Below are 16,496 nucleotides of genomic sequence, written 5' to 3' on the forward strand. Positions count from 1 at the left end.
GTTGAGCAAACTTCGGGAGGACACGGAGAAGTAAGAGTTTAACTCCTCATCCTCTCCACGCCTCTGGTTACTGAGCGACTTGTACCGAGCGTTCGCGTAGCGTCTCCGTCAGGAGAAGTCGAGGTAAGTCGAAGTATGCGCCTCTGCGTGAGATAAATTATTCGTAATTATGCGAGGAAGTCTCAATGGTAAAAACTCCTACTCAACCCATCACGTTAGAGGAATTTCTCAAACTACCAGAAACTAAACCGAGCTTAGAATATATTGACGGTCAAATTATCCAAAAACCAATGCCACAGGGTAAACACAGCGCAATTCAAGGAGAATTTGTCCCTGCCATCAATAATATAGTCAAGCCAAAACGCATTGCTCGTGCCTTTCCTGAATTGCGTTGTACATTTGGCGGACGTTCAATTGTACCTGATATTGTAGTTTTTACTTGGGATAGAATTCCTCGTGATGAAAATGGAGAAATAGCTAATACTTTTGCTCTGGCTCCAGACTGGACAATTGAAATTTTATCTCCTGATCAGAATCAAACGAAAGTCACAAAAAATATTCTTCATAGCTTAAAATATGGAACTCAAATGGGTTGGTTAATTGACCCAGATGAGCAAACTGTCTTTGTTTATCAACCCAAACAAGAAACTACCGTATTTGATGAGCCAGATGCACTTATTTCTTTACCATCTTTTATGAGTGAACTTCAACTTACTGTGAGAGATTTATTTGCTTGGTTATTGTAGGGCGATCGCAATCTTTTGTAGATATGACAATAACAGCAAGTTTTTCACCTAAATTTCAAATACAACGCCGCGATAAATTTCCGCTATTGGTAAATCAATCCCGGCAGATTCCAAAGCAATCGAACCCTCTAAACCTTTAAAATCACTCAGCAACCAACCTTGAGTTTGCTTGGTATATTTCTCAACAAAAGGCTCATCCTGTTCAATTAATAAATATTCACTAAAACTAGGAATAGACCGATACATCCGAAACTTATGTTGTCGGTCATAATCTGCGGTACTAGGTGATAATACTTCAACAATTACTGTAGGATTCAATACTTCATCTAAGCGTCCTTCATTGAGTTGTGGTTCTCCATCAAAAACCATCACATCTGGATATACACCCCGCCGATATTCAGGAATCCATAGGCGTAAATCGCTGTTAATTGGCTCAAATGAAGTATCACGCAGCAAAAAGCTAATATAAGTCAAAATGTTTCGACCGATTCGGCTATGTTTGAGCGTTCCTCCTGGCATTGGGAAAATTTCTCCATCTCGATATTCGCTGCGTCCTTCGGCTTTTTCTTCAATGGCGCGATATTCATCCAAAGTGTAACGGTGCTTAATTGTGGAAACCATAGTGCATCGTCTCCAGGATAATAAAACTATTTTGTCACAGAACAGTTTGGAATTTTTAAAAGAAATCAGCCATCCACGGCTCAGAACTAGTAAAAATTTCTGTCGCTGCTAATAGTGCTGTGTCTGGAGCTTCTAATTTTCCTGCTAATTTTAAAGTATGAGGGTTAAATAAACCCGTATACAAAGAAGCTAATCCTTGAATATCTATCTGTAATTCTCCTTTACCACCTTGCTTAACTTCACCTTTGCCATTAGCAATAGAAAGAATAAATTTATCATTATTAGCCGTTAATAAATCATCTTTAACTGCTAAATGTAATTCGGTTTCTACTCCTAATTTATAACCACGTAATTGTAATGCTTTGTATACATCTACAATCCGCAACATCCAACGATTTTGATGTTTAATTTTGGCAGTTTGTTCTGGTAATACTAATGTCAGAAAATCAATCACCGAACTTTGCCAAGTGACTTTTTTGATTGTAGAACGATGGTTAGCCAAAAAAGACCAGAAAGTTTGTGCCGCAGCATGACTCAAAACTACCCAATCTCGAATTTTAATCACTGTCTGATTTGCCTGAGAATGCTGACTCAAGATAATGTAGCCTTCGGGTTGGTCTTGGTTGCCCATTAAATAACCATAAACAGTTTCTTTTTCTTCTGATTGAGTTAACCTTTGCCAAATACTGGAATGTCGGTCTAAATAACCATGAATTAGTTGTGCCTGTTGTTGATATAGTTGACGCAAGATTTCACAATTCAGGTTTGCAATTGGTTGTAAAGCTAAAGGTGACTTGTGTAAGCGGATATCTTGAGTGGAAATTTCCCAACTGCAATAGTTACCAGCTTGTTCATATCCGGCTTTGCGGTAAAGTTGTTGGGTCGCGGGATAGAGAACGGAAATGGGGATTCCTTTTGCATAGAGTTCTTGCAGCATATTTTGCATAAGTGCGATCGCAACTCCAGCACCGCGATATTCTGGCGCAATTCCCACACCAGCAATCCCCACCATCGGTACAGATTTACCCTCCAACCACATCCCCATCGGTAAAGTCGCTAATCCGCCAGCCACTTTCCCTTCTCGACAAATCACCCGGAAGTTCTCATACCCAATCGATTTCAAGAAACTTTCACTCTCACTAGCAGACGCAACAAAGGCTTGTTCCACAACCAAAGCCAAATGTTTTACGTCTTCCACATTCACAAGGGTCTTGTATTCCAATAAAGGTGTCATCACTTCCACCACAATTAGCAACAAGTTCCTAATATACTACAAAATTAGACAACATAATACAAAAGTGGATATAGCGTAATTGACACCAGGGAAAATAAAAGAGTTTAGGGGATATGAAATTTTCAAACTGATGCTGGAATTTCAATCACAAACTCAGTACCTTGACCGACAACAGAATGACAACTCAACTTTCCATTGTGGATTTCCTCGACAATTTGTCTGGCTATAGCTAAACCTAAACCTGTACCTTGACCCACAGCTTTTGTAGTAAATAAATGGTCAAAGATTTTTTGTTTCACTGCTTCACTCATACCGTTTGCGTTATCAGCAATTGAGATGTGGACATAATTATCTGCAATAAATGTTGTAAGAGTAATTATGTTAGGATTGGTGCTGATTTCCGCAAAACTACGCCCATGATTAGATTCTTCTAAAGCATCAATAGCATTGGCAATAATATTCATAAATACCTGATTTAATTGCCCTGGAAAACATTGAACTTGAGGTAAATTACCGTAGTTAGTGACAACTTCAATTGCTGGACGTTGTTCATTCGCTTTGAGACGATGTTTGAGAATTAATATGGTGCTATCAATGCCTTCATGAATATTAAATGGCACTTTATAGTCTTTATCAGCGCGAGAAAAAGTCCGTAGAGAAGTGCTGATATTTTTTAATCTATCGCAGGCCATGACCATTGCATCCATCATCTTCGGCAAATCTTCCAAGCTATAATCTAAGTCAATTTCTTCAGCATGTGATTGAATTTCATCGCCGGGATTTGGCAGTGCTTCTTGATATAGTGTAATGTGTTTACTCAAATCAGAAATTGTTGGTTGAGCTTGTAAGAGAGTAGCTGAAATAAAGCCCAAAGGATTGTTCATTTCATGGGCAACGCCAGCGACTAAATTACCCAATGCAGACATTTTTTCACTTTGGACAATTTGTAATTGTGCTTGTTGTAAATCTCGTAAAGCTTTTTCTAATTCTTGAGATTTTTGCCTAACAGCAGCTTCGGCTTGTTTACGTTCAGTGATATCTAATACCAAGCCATCCCAAATAATTGTTCCATCATCTTGTTTGATAGGACGAGAGACAGCTTGAATCCATTTTAATTTACCAGAAGACGTAATAATTCTACCTTGATATTGCCAAGGCTGTAAGGTTTGTGCAGAGATGGCTACAGACTCATAAAAATAATTTATTTCCTCTGGATGGATCAAAGAAATTAAGTTATTAGCATCTGCTACTGCTGCCTCTGGTAAAACTTCATAAATTCCATAGCATCCAGAACTTACATAGTTAAATGAAGTGATACCATCTACAGAAAGCTGGAATTGATAAATCATCCCTGGTAAATTTTCTGCAAGTCGTAAAAACCGAGCTTCACTTGTTTGTAAATTAGTGTATAGTTGGGCATTTTCTAGAGATATTGCCGCTTGAGTACAAAGTAAATTAATAACTTGTAACCGTTTGGCAGTAAATACACCACTTGTCAATTTATTTTCTAGATAAATAATCCCCACTAAATGACCTTGGTTAATAATCGGACTACATAATATACTCCGGGGTTGATGTGACAACATATATTTCCCGATTAAACCAGGAATATCTGTTTGACAATTGTCGATCACAACTGTTTGTTGGGTATTTTTGACATAGTGAATAATTTTGATGGGAATATCTGGACAATTTTCTAGTGATTTTGCCTCCAGAATAGTTTTTATTTCTTGATTTTCAGTTAAAGTAGTGGCTCGAACTTGCCAATTATCTTCTTCAGGAAGCAGTAGTACAGCTTTTTTCGCGCCAGAGTTTTCAACAATAATACGAGTGAGGCTAGTGATGAGTGTATTTAAATTCAGACAACTAGAAATAGCTTGAGCAGCTTTGAGAGCAGAGGTTAAATCTAGGACATCTGAAATACAGGTGCTGTCACTGCTAGAAGTAGGAGTTGATCGAGAAGTAGAATTACGGGAAATAGTGGCGATAGTTTCTAAAGGATTGAGATTAATTGTTCGCTGTTGCAGAATCAATTGGAGTAATTGGGGATAGTGTTTTTCTAAGTGATCGGTTTTGGCTTTTGCTCCCCAACGAGCGTAACAGTAGTATGCTTCTTGCATATATGTTTGGGCAATTTTTTCTTTACCCCATTCCAGGTAAAATTTAGCAGCGAGTTCATTTGCTAAGGCTTCATCTTGGATATATTCGTAGGTTTTCGCTCCTGCAATGGCGCGATCGTAGTGTTCGATGGCTTCAGTCCGTTGCCCTAAAACCCGATGGCGATCGGCCTCGATCAAGTCCCATCGGTGTTGATGGTTGAATGGAGCCAGAGTTGCCCATCGTTGCAGTTTATCCTGCTGCTGCTGCACACGGGTCAGAATTTGCGATTGCTCTGCTGGGGTAGACTGCTGATATTGCGCCAGTTGCAACAAGGCATCGTAAAAGGAATAGAGGACTAACGAGAAAGTTGCTAACCCACCCCCCATATACTCTTCTACCAAGACAGATGTTTGCGCTGCCTGCTCGTATTGCTCAAACAGGTAGAAGAGAAAGGTTTGATTGAGATAAAAGTGGAAGCATTCAACTTGGTCTGGGTTGGATGTTTGGAGAGATAGGGAATTTTCGCTATAAGCAGAACCAGATAACTGCCAGGGAGCTTCTGTGTGTCCAAGGAGATTGAGTACTACCTGTTGAGCCATTTCCAAATATTTGATAACCACCACCTGCTTGAGGGGATAAACAACCTGATGATAGGCTGCCATCTCGTTTGCCAGACTCGTTAATTCCTTCCCAGCAAAATAGGAGTAGTAACAGTAGGCATGGGCATTGAAGGCAATACATTCCAGATCGCCTGTTTCCAGACCGCTCTGATATGCCTCTCGCAAGGGCTGGAGGAGGTTGTGCAACGGTTCCTGCCAATGGCTAATGAAAAAATTAACGATATAGACAGCCCGGCTTTTGCAGGCTTTTGCCTGAAACTTTTCCATGACACCCAATGCCAGTTGACCAAAGGCATAACCCGATTCTAGATCGCCCATAACACTACAGAGCATCAATCCATAGTCACCGTAGGAGCAGGGCGAAATAGGACTATTACCAGATTGAATTGATAATTCCACTTGCTTGCAAATTAGCAGTGGCAAGAGAGCAGGCATCGCCCGAAAGGAAGATGGCACTAAAACGGTCATAATTTCCATTGCAGCTAAGTGATTGGGATCGCTCATGGCTGGTAAATCAAGCAAACTCAGGGGCGATCGCCCTTGCCATAATTGACCAGTAGTACCAAATGCCTGTCCAATCTCTGCGGGGGTCGGTTGCTCAGGAAATTCCACGCCGAGGGACTTTAAAACCTGCAAGCCAATCTGGAGTGACTCAAGAAGCGGCCCCTGGGCTTTAGCCCCCAGCAGACGGGTTTGCTGGACTGGAACGGTATCCAGCAAAGTGCGGGCGTGCTGCAAGACGAGGTTTGCCCAATGCTCCATCTGCTCAAAATCAGTGTTGAGATAAGCGGCTTCTGCCAGTGCAGTATGGATTGCTAAGGTGAGATTGTAGCGATTCTCCCAAGCATCGTTGGGCAACAGGGAAATGCCAGTGGCGAGATAGTTTACTGCTGCACTATACGCTGTCGAGGTTTTGGCTTTCCGTCCTGCCAGCAAGTTTAATTCTGCTAATTCTTCCCGTTCCTGCGGTGTGGTCAGGAGAGAATGTCCAATATTTAAATGATTAACAATTTCAAACAGTTGTTCTTCCCGCTCACGGGCGGTTGTTTTGCTTAACAAAAGCTGACCGATGTGCAGATGGGTCGCCTGGCGATGTTCTTCGGCAATGAGCGAGTAGGCAGCTTGCTGAATGCGATCGTGCAGAAACCGATAGGTGGGATTGATATTATTCTGTGTGCGAGTCTGTTCTGATTCCCCTAACTGAAAGAACTTATAAATTTGGCTGGTTGGTAAAATTAAGCCTTCCTGCAAGGCTTTCCACAGGACTTTTGCGATGTCTGTAGACGACTGCTCCGAGACGATCGCCAACGTTGCCAAGTCAAACGAGTTACCAATACAAGCTGCTAACTTCAGCACTTGTTGGGTTTCGGTGGGTAATTTCTGCAATTGCAGCGCCATAAACTCCACCACATCATCTGCGATTGTCAGTGCCTCAACTTGGGCAATATCGCATTCCCAATAATGGCGATCGCTGTTAAACGTGATGTAGCCCTCTTCATATAACGCCTTGAGAAACTGGGTGGTGAAGAAGGGATTTCCTTTTGTCTTGCGATCGATGAATTTGGTCAGGGGTTGCGCCAGTTGTGGCGCACAATTGAGCGTATCGGCAACGAGGTGGTTGGTGCTGTCAAATGTCAGGGGAGCCAGGGTCATGGTCTGGACGATCGCCTGAGATTTTTTGAGGTCTTCTACCGTCAAAATAAACGGGTGAGCAGGCGATACTTCATTATCCCGATAGGCTCCCAACACCAGCAGATGGCCATTGTCCTGCATTAATAGTTTCAGCAATTGCAGCGAAGCTAAATCCGCCCACTGCAAATCGTCTAAAAAGATTGTTAATGGGTGATCGACCTTGGTAAAGACGGCAACGAACTTTTGGAACAGCAGATTAAATCGATTTTGAGCCGCACTACCTTCAAGTTCAAGCACCGGAGGTTGTTTTCCAATCACCTGCTCTAGTTCAGGAATCACCTCAATTAAGACTTGTCCACTCTCCCCGACAGCATTCAGAATCTTGGCTTGCCATTGGGCGAGTTGGCGATTGGATTCACACAGCAATTGTCCCATCAAATTACGGAACGCTTGCACAAAGGCAGAGAAGGGAATATTACGATTAAACTGGTCAAACTTACCTTTGATGAAATAGCCGCGCTGTTTAACTATTGGTTTATGTACTTCGTTAACTACGGCTGTTTTACCAATTCCCGAAAAACCTGCCACCAACATTATTTCTGATGCACCCTGACTGACGCGATCAAAGGCTTGCAGTAGGGTTTCTACTTGGGTTTCTCTGCCATAAAGCTTATCAGGAAGAATGAAGCGATCGCACACATCCCTACTAGCAATTTTAAAGTTATGAATTTCACCAATTTCTTTTAGTTGATGTAAACAATTTTCTAAATCAAATCTCAACCCCAATGCACTTTGATAGCGGTCTTCAGCATTTTTCGCCATCAATTTGCCAACTATTTGTGATAGTACATCTGGAATTTGTGGATGAATTTCATGTACTAATTTTGGTGCTTTCGCAATATGAGAATGTACTAAATCCATCGCATCATCAGACTGGAATGGTAACTTGTCTGTGAGTAATTCATAAAAAGTCACACCCAGGGAATAAAAATCTGTGCGATAGTCAATTGGGCGATTCATTCTCCCGGTTTGTTCGGGAGATATATAGGCTAAAGTTCCTTCTAAAACATTGGGATTAACTAGGGTTTGAGTTTCTCTGGGTAGTAAAGATGCAATACTAAAGTCGATTAATTTAACTTGTTTAGTTTCCGGGTTAATTAAGATATTGCTGGGTTTAATATCTTTATGAATAATCCGCTCGTGGTAGAGTACATCTAAGGTGTTACAGAGTGCGATCGCCACTTGCAAAAACTCACCCAGCGACGCTACACAATTCTTAACAAAATAATCCTTGAGGGAAACTCCCCCAAAATCTTCCATCACTAAAATATAGCCATTTTGGAAGGATTTCAGGTTATAGGTTTGGATGATTCCGGGATGGTTGAGATTTTTAGCAATAGTATACTGATTGCGGAATTGTACAAGTTCTCCAAAACTAGGATAAGGATTTTTCAGCAGTTTGATGACTACAGGTAAATTGTCAGTTTCTCGAACTGCTCGGTAAACTACAGTTCTCGAACCATCATAGAGTTTTTCGCCGACTACATACCCAGGAATACTGACTTGAGTGCTAATCATACTGCGTTCAAGTTGAAGAATTTCTTCTTAGTATTCCCAGATTTTTCAAAAAATTTGTGTGTTAGTTTGTTTTTTGTGTCATTTAAGCTACATCTATCCCCGATCCACAGCCCTTACACTCATTCTTAACAGACAACCTGACTCATTTTCCGACTGGATTTAACTCGCCAAACTTCGGACTCCACCAACCTTTAGCTGTAATAAAAAAAGCCACATCTTTATGCTTTTTATCTTGACGAGATGCAGCAGAACAACGCAGCATAGTTTTGTTTTGTCCGTCTTTGGTGTAGCTATATTCTTCCAGTGGTTTCTTGCAAACTGGACAGGGATATGAGCTTAATTTCGCAGGCGTTTGGGAGTGATTTTCTGGCTTGGTTTCTTGGGTGCGTGGTGGTTGCCAAGACTTGCTGAAGTCACTCCAAAATAGGACTATATTTGCACAGCCACTGGTGCATTTGAGGAAATATTTTTTCTTAACTTTGTTGCTGGGAATTTTAGCGAGAAAATTATTACATTCAGGACAGCGAGTTTTAGAAGTATCATATTTGCGTTCAGCTACTGAATTTTTCGTATTTGAAGGACTTACAGCAACAGTTTTGGCTTTTGCTAAAGCTGGGACGAAGTAATTTTTATTCCAAGTTGTTAAGTATTGCTGCCAGCCTTGTTTACCTTCTGCGATCGCATCGAGGGCGCTTTCCATTTTGGCGGTGAACTCTGCTTCTAGTAAATCTGGCAAAGCTTTCTGTAAAAAATCATCAACTTCTAGCCCTAGCGTTGTCGGTTGCAAATTTCCCTTAGTTAACTGCACATAACCCCGCTTTTTGAGGGTAGCAACAGTAGGAGCGAATGTACTAGGACGACCAATACCTTTACGCTCCATGAGTTGTACTAATTTCGGTTCACTGTAACGTGGTGGCGGCTGAGTTTGTTTTTTCTCGAAATTGGCATTTTCTAAAGTTAATCCTTGTCCCTGCTGCACAAGAGGTAATACAGAATCTTTGCTGAGGTTATTCCAATAGCGAGCGTAACCGTAAAATTCGATTACTTGGCCTCTAGCTTGCCATAACACCGAATTAGACTGCGTGATAATCTGAGTTTTGCGGAGTTGAGCAGATTTACATTGAGAAGCGATCGCTCTTTTCCAAATCATCACATACAAGTCAAATTCTTCAGGCGGTAATTCTTGACGTAGCTGGACTGATGGACGAAACACATCGGTAGGGCGAATCGCTTCATGAGCTTCTTGGGCTGTTTTGGCGCTGCGATGTTTGGCAAGCTGCTGTGGTACATTCTGCGGATCATGTTCTTCCAACCACTTACGAGCCGCCGCGCAGAACTCAGGACTTAACATTACTGAATCTGTCCGCATGTATGTAATTAACCCAGCTTCATACAGCTTTTGGGCTAAAACCATCGTTTTGTCAGGAGCTAATTTCAGCTTGGAACCGGCGGCTTGTTGCAGCGTGGAAGTAATAAATGGTGGCGGTGGTTGACGATAAACGGTTTTACCTTCAACATGAACGACTTGATGGGGATGCTGACGTGCTTCTTCAACTAAACATATCGCTTCTGCTTCCGAGAGAACCCGCTTTGACTCTGGCGCTTGGGTGCTATTACCTGCTGCATCGTCGTGGGTTTCCGTTTCTGGTTCCGGCGCATCGCTGAGAGAATTGGTTTTACCTTTGTAAAAAGCCCGGAATCCTTCAGCGTAGTCTACCCACACACTCCAATAATCTTGGGGTACAAAGGTGACAATCTCCCGTTCTCGCTGACATATTAGATGCAAAGTCGCACTTTGAACTCTACCGACACTCTTCGCACCATTATTTAATGCCCAAACTAAGGGACTACCTTTGTAACCAACCAGCTTATCGAGACAATCGCGGCAAAGTCCAGCGCCGACTAAGTTAGAGTCTAGCTTGCGAGGATTTGCGATCGCACTTCGTACCGCCGATGCGGTAATTTCACTATAAATAACTCGTTTCGGTTCTCGCAGTCCCAGCACTTCTTTTAAATGCCAAGCAATTGTTTCACCTTCTCGGTCTGGGTCAGTGGCGAGAACAACTTCATCAACTTGCTTACTAACTGCCTTTAGCTGCTGGATAGTTTCTTTAGAGCGTTGGTCACGGGGTACATAGTTGCACTTGACACTACCATCATCAATGACGAAACCCAAAGAATCTTCCCCCGTATCACTCAGTTCGCGGATGTGACCACAACTAGCTCGCACAATCCAATCAGAACCCAAAATCTGACTGAGCTTTTTGACTTTCCCAGGAGATTCAACAACTAGAAGGCGTTTCGGCATAGATGCTTTTGATACTGCAAAGTGCTGAGTGCTGAGTAATAACTAAGTATTTTCAAGAGTTTCAGACACAAACATAGTCCTAAACTATGCTTCGACTGCTATAACAGAGATTCTAGTTTTTGATATAGTAATACGATTTGATTGCGGAACTATCAATCAGCACGCCTTACTTAAAAAAATGCAATAAAATTAAACTCCTTCTCCCCTCCGCGCCTCTGGTTACTGAGCGAAGTCGAAGTATGCGCCTCTGCGTGAAACAAATTCATCTCGTATTTTACTTTCTTATTGAATTAAAATAATCGCCTCTTGAACTTTCGTAGCCAGTGCTTTTTGTAGACCTTGTTCAACTTTTTGAGTGAGTTGTTCAAAAGCTGCTTGATTATTAGTTAATTGTTCTCGAAAGACATTTTCTAATTCTGGTTTGATTTGAATGCACATATCAGCGATTTTCTGATCGTTCATTAAATTAGAACGAATCCAACTAGGGATATCGAAATTTTTCTTGATTGTTTCTTGGACGGTTTTACGATTCAGTTCCATCCCTGCGGCCATGACAGAAGCACCGTAGACTAATGCGATCGGCCAAGTCAAGTGTCCTGTGAGAATGAGGGTAATCAGACTCGCTACAGTACCGCCACCAATGACGACATTGACGATAAACGCCACGGTGTCAGCTAAAATTGCATCGCCAATTCGTAATTCTGGATTAACAAAAGCGGGTTCGATGCTATCTTCAAATCTTAAACTACTTCTGGGTATGTGAAACCTGCGACAGATGGGATCTGTAACTGCGGCTAAGTCTGGTTGAATTTTGTTGTTAAACCAACGAATACATTGATTGTTAATTATCTGCTGGGCAACATTACTTTTTAACCATTGTTCTGCCCGATTTTTCATGGATATTTCTAAATCTGCCAGAGTACGAATTTTGTTTGTTTGCCATTCTTTTACTCCTGGTTTCACGGCTTGTTCAATCAAATTATCGGCTAATGGTTGAGCCAACAATTCAATTAACTCTGGGATATGTCTAGCAATCAATTCTTTGAGTTTTTGGGAATCTAATAGTTGATTAACTTCTTGTTGAAAAGCCGTCGCCCGTAAATCCCATCTTCCGACTCGTGCTAAACCCAGTGCAATGCACCGTTCTGGTTCAGGATCGGGGCGCAGTTGGGTTGCTGGTTCGGGGAATATTTGCTGACAAATTTGGTGGGTAAATTTCATTCGGGATGCACCACCAGTCATCAGTACTAACTTAGGAACTGTATCAAGTTGTTCTAATTTGGTTTTGGCTTCGCTGACAGCATCATGAAAAGCTTGAACCCAACTTTTATTCCCCAGTTCGGCTAAATTTTGATGCAGAATTTCCTCCATCATCAATTTGTTGACTTGGGGAATAAAATAAATCTGTTCGTTGATGGACTCAAAACCACGGGCAAAAGATTGCGGGTCGTTATATAACTGTTCATTAGAAAAATAATCTTCTTTGGCTTTACGACAAGCGAGTTCACAACGCGCTTGATGATGAGGATATTCTTGAAATACTTTTTCTAGTAATTGTTTTTGTTCGTGTTTAGCAAGAGTTCTGGCAAAAATTGCTTTATCAATTAAAGATGCGCCTAAAGCATTACTTCCGAAATCTAACGGAATTTCATGTAAGCTTTTTACTAAGGTAAAATCTGTAGTGGAAGAGCCAATATCAACAATCAGCACCGAGGCTAAGAGTTTTTCATATTCCAACTTTCCGCCTTCTTTGGCTTGCATGAAAGCTGCGCGGGATTCTGGTATAACGTTGAGGTGGGAAATACCAGCTTCTTGAAGTAGTTTTTGATATGCTTGGCGATCGCTCATTGACCATCCTGAAGGACAACCAATGTAAAAATAACTACTTTCACCTCCTTCTATTTGTTTGCTTTCTTGGAGTTTGTCATAGTAAGTAGCCAGAAAAGTTGAGATTGTTTTTCTGTAATTTGCATCGTGGTTGGGTTTTTGCTTGAATGAGATTGTCAGTTGAGTTACGCCAGCTTGAATTAAGGCTTGTTCCCCTACCAAATAACCAAGTTTGGGATGCCAACCTAAAGCAGTAATTTGATTTTTCTTATTATTAATTTCCAACATTTGGGGTGGTTCGATGCTTTCGACTATGGCTTTGGCTACGGCTGTCTCACCATGTCCCAAATCAAAACCAATTGTTTCTGAAATTTTCATACTTTTATTGTCTGCTATTCTCTTGCCTCAGAGTACGCTGGTTCAATCACTCTACCGCGCCGGAGTAAGCGATCGCCTTTTAACAAGGCAGGTGTGATGGTAACGTAATCTTTGGTGTCAGGGTCGATACTTGGCTCAAAGTCGAAATAATCACGCTCATTTTGCGGTGCTTGCTGTTGGTAAATTTGAGCGCGGATTCCTTGAGACATGAGAATTTGCGGGAGGAGTTTTGTTAAAGCGATCGCCATTTGCGGTTGTTCGAGAAATGACGCACCCATCAGCCTTTGGAGAAAATTCAGTAACTCTGGTAATTCTTCTAAGGTGCGATCGTCTTCTAATTTGTTTCCTTCGGCAAACCTAGCCACTGCTATATCAATAGTATTCAGTGCATCAGCTAAGTTATCTAAAAGCAGTTTGCTATCCACCCGCAGCACAGGTTGAGAAGTCTCTAATACTTCCGTGGAGGTAACATTACTTTTGTCCAGTTGCAACACAACTTCCAAACCGAGAAGCAATAAAGTTAGTAAGATACCCATCCAAGCATTGAAGTTAATTTTGGTTAAGGAAAATAAAGAACCTAAAATGCCAATATAAATAAGTACCTTTAGCAGTTTTAAAATTAATCTTTTAGGGGAAACATTTGTAGTTAAATTACTAATTGGCTGTTGTTCTGGTGGTACAACTGAAGACTGATTAACTACAGTCAAATTACCGACTGACTGTCGCAGCATCTCCACAAAAAATGATGCTAAACGTACTTGATTTAAATTTAGCTCGCTAATATAAATTCTTTCTAAATTATCGAGTCGATTTTGAACTAGTTTAACGACTTGTTCAACACTAGTTATATTATCAATCTCTATCTGTAGTTGGTTACGTTCTGCGTTAAACAGTGTGCTGATAGTTTTCATTCGTTAATTTGATTACTTGCACCTCAACCTTTATAAATCTAGCTTATAGTGCTTTTTATATATCAGGACTTACGCAAAAGTATGAAGAAACGAACCACAAAGGACACATAGACGCGATAGCGGCTTCCCGCAGGGTAGGACACGAAGTTATAAGAGTGAGAGAGAGTTCTTGCGTAAGTCCTATATATGTTCCTACTCCCTACTCCCCATTCCCTGTCTACACAAATAGATTCGGAAATCAAACCTCCTATATTGATAAAGTAAATCTTAAGTATGATGCGTCAGGCTGAAATCATCAACACACCGTACTTAAGACTTACTAAAAGTGGGGAGTTGTTGTCACTGCTCACTTCTAGTTTTTCACCCGTTGTAGATAATTGGTAGTTGCTGTAAAGACAAGATGTAAAACTTTTATTTAATTAACCAAACCATTGAGAAGGTTCACAACCAGGCTCAACTGTGCTACATAGATGATTGTTAATCCAAGCTGATTTATCTTGCATGATGGCAAAAATGCCTTGATGAATCAAGTTTTGTAAATGTAATTTCTGTTCTAATGGACTACGGGGAAATTTCTGTTCTATAGGAGCATCTTTGATGATATTTTGCAGGGGAAATTCTCTGTCCAACTCCTCATTATAAAAACAGGGAATGCGGCTGATGACAAAATCAATTAATTCTTGACGTAATTCAGGAATCGCAAAGGTTTCTTGATAAGGATAGTAGGCATAAGTATCTAAAACACTTTTGATTTCGCTGACTAACGATTCTCTGGTTAAATTGACTACTGTTCTCATAAGGTTTTATCTCCATTGAAATACGGTTGAGTTTTGTTTTACAGACTCACTGAGGGCTACTAATCTGCCAAAACCGCTTCACGGAACTGGTTTTTATACATTGAATTTAACTTTGATTTCAGTACAAAATCAGGCTTTTGGTTATGGTTTTTAAGTTAAATTTTATACTAGTAAACTCTGGATTTTGTCTATAAACTTCAACCAACTATTACAGTAACAAAGCTGTAGATCCACACTGCCAATTATTTCAAATTTCTACCTTTTTGGGGAAAATCTACACAAAACGCAGCATAAATATTCGGGGATCAATTTTAATTTTTTATTAACAACATTCTGGAGAATGAAATATTGAGGTAATTAAAACTTAATAAGTAATTTACATTACTTATTGATTTATTACCTATTATTTCTAAATTATTTTTTAGCTTGCTCTATGTATTCTAGATAACAAATTTTTGAGTTCAAAATGTAGCAAATCTTGAGAAAAAAGATATGGCTACACAAAGCAACCAGTCTAACGACAGATGTTATGAAAAGGTAAGATTTTTGAAAAAGTTCACATTAGCGAGAGTGACTTGGTTGAGATGATGATTAATTGCAAAGGCGGCAGCCAGTCCAGAAAGCATTGCACCTTCCACGAGATTACCGCCGCACCAATCGCCACAGCACACCAAAGGTAAGGAAGCACTTGCAGATAAAATGCTTTCTGTCCAAGGATGGCTAGAAAAGGCATAACGCCAACGGTGTATTTGTAGCCATTCGGGTGTCTCTAGCCAAGGTAGTGCGAGAGTTTGGGCGGCGTGCTGTAACATTTTCTGCCCTACAGGTTGTAAATCGGGGGACTCTAGATGCAGTTGGGCGAAATTCCCACTACTTTGGACGACAAATACAGGTTGTGGCGGTTGGGGGCGCTTGCTACTATCTAAACCAATCCAGCCCAACACAGAATCATCTGTAAAACTTTGGGCTTGCCAATCTGGTAGGGGTGCGGAATTTGGATAGCCTGCGATCGCACTAAGACAAGGCGCAAATTCCACCGCCTTTAAGTTATTTAAAAAGTCTGTTCCTAATAAGTTTTCACCCAAGGGGTCTAATAAAATCACAGCTTGGGGTGCAGGAATCGCCACTACAACCGCCTTGGCTGTGATTTCTGCATTGCCAGATTCCAGCGTCAATTGCCAAGTATTTTCGGGGGTTGGGTGAATGGCGATTACCCGTTGATTGAGTAGTATATCCAAACCTGGAGCGAGAAATTTAGCGATCGCACTCATCCCCCCAGGCGCAATATAACGTGGTGGGAGTTCGTCACGATTCCAAACTGTGATAATTTGGCGATCGCACAATAAATCAATAAACTCTTGGAAAAATTCACCTTTGGGTTTGAGATAACAAGTGCCATGATCTGCCCAAGTATCATACAAGCGACGTGTGGCCATTCTTCCCCCCAAGCCACGGGATTTCTCCACAACTAATACTGAATATCCCGCTTGCTTTAATTGCTGGGCGCAAACTAACCCTGCCATACCAGCACCAATTACAGCAACGTCTATCATTAGTTAATAGCCCTTTGTGTTAAGTCTTTGGTTATTATTAAACAGAATTCAGGAGTCAGGAGTCAGAATGTAGAGATGTTCTAGCAACCTTACCGTAGAGGATTCTGGCTTCTGAATTCTTGATTCAATGACAAAATACAGATGGCGAGGATAAAAAGACTACTAAAGACCGCCAAAAGCTAATAGTAGAA

At 41.0% G+C, this 16,496-nt stretch carries 9 protein-coding genes; 1 reads left to right on the forward strand and 8 read right to left on the reverse strand.

Annotated features, from left to right (window positions below; all coding sequences use genetic code 11):
* Positions 1-185: 185 nt before the first annotated feature.
* Positions 186-746, forward strand: a complete 561-nt coding sequence (locus tag H6G77_RS27215) for a Uma2 family endonuclease (RefSeq protein ID WP_190873220.1) — start codon at positions 186-188, stop codon at positions 744-746.
* Positions 747-794: 48 nt separating this feature from the next.
* Here the strand turns inward: H6G77_RS27215 and H6G77_RS27220 are convergent, their stop codons facing one another.
* The 8 genes from H6G77_RS27220 to H6G77_RS27255 all read right to left on the reverse strand — a co-directional run bounded on the left by H6G77_RS27220 (position 795) and on the right by H6G77_RS27255 (position 16,305).
* Positions 795-1,367 (reverse strand): Uma2 family endonuclease, encoded by a 573-nt coding sequence (locus H6G77_RS27220; RefSeq protein WP_190873221.1) that lies wholly within the window; start codon positions 1,365-1,367, stop codon positions 795-797.
* 55 nt (positions 1,368-1,422) lie between these two features.
* Complete coding sequence (gene eis / locus H6G77_RS27225) at positions 1,423-2,601, reverse strand: enhanced intracellular survival protein Eis (RefSeq protein WP_190873222.1); 1,179 nt, start codon at positions 2,599-2,601, stop codon at positions 1,423-1,425.
* A 122-nt stretch (positions 2,602-2,723) separates the two neighbouring features.
* Positions 2,724-8,531: an ATP-binding sensor histidine kinase gene (locus H6G77_RS27230; protein WP_190873223.1), complete on the reverse strand. Its 5,808-nt coding sequence runs from the start codon at positions 8,529-8,531 to the stop codon at positions 2,724-2,726.
* Positions 8,532-8,673: 142 nt separating this feature from the next.
* Positions 8,674-10,839 (reverse strand): type I DNA topoisomerase, encoded by a 2,166-nt coding sequence (gene topA / locus H6G77_RS27235; protein ID WP_190873224.1) that lies wholly within the window; start codon positions 10,837-10,839, stop codon positions 8,674-8,676.
* A gap of 282 nt (positions 10,840-11,121) precedes the next feature.
* Positions 11,122-13,044, reverse strand: a complete 1,923-nt coding sequence (locus H6G77_RS27240) for an Hsp70 family protein (RefSeq protein ID WP_190873225.1) — start codon at positions 13,042-13,044, stop codon at positions 11,122-11,124.
* Between the two features lie 14 nt (positions 13,045-13,058).
* Entirely contained in the window at positions 13,059-13,955 is an 897-nt protein-coding gene (locus tag H6G77_RS27245; RefSeq protein ID WP_190873226.1) for a hypothetical protein, read from the reverse strand.
* A gap of 419 nt (positions 13,956-14,374) precedes the next feature.
* Entirely contained in the window at positions 14,375-14,752 is a 378-nt protein-coding gene (locus H6G77_RS27250; protein WP_190592703.1) for a hypothetical protein, read from the reverse strand.
* Between the two features lie 527 nt (positions 14,753-15,279).
* Positions 15,280-16,305 (reverse strand): NAD(P)/FAD-dependent oxidoreductase, encoded by a 1,026-nt coding sequence (locus H6G77_RS27255; RefSeq protein ID WP_190873227.1) that lies wholly within the window; start codon positions 16,303-16,305, stop codon positions 15,280-15,282.
* Positions 16,306-16,496: the final 191 nt, after the last annotated feature.

The sequence above is a fragment of the Aulosira sp. FACHB-615 genome, assembly GCF_014698045.1.
Taxonomy (GTDB): domain Bacteria; phylum Cyanobacteriota; class Cyanobacteriia; order Cyanobacteriales; family Nostocaceae; genus Nostoc_B.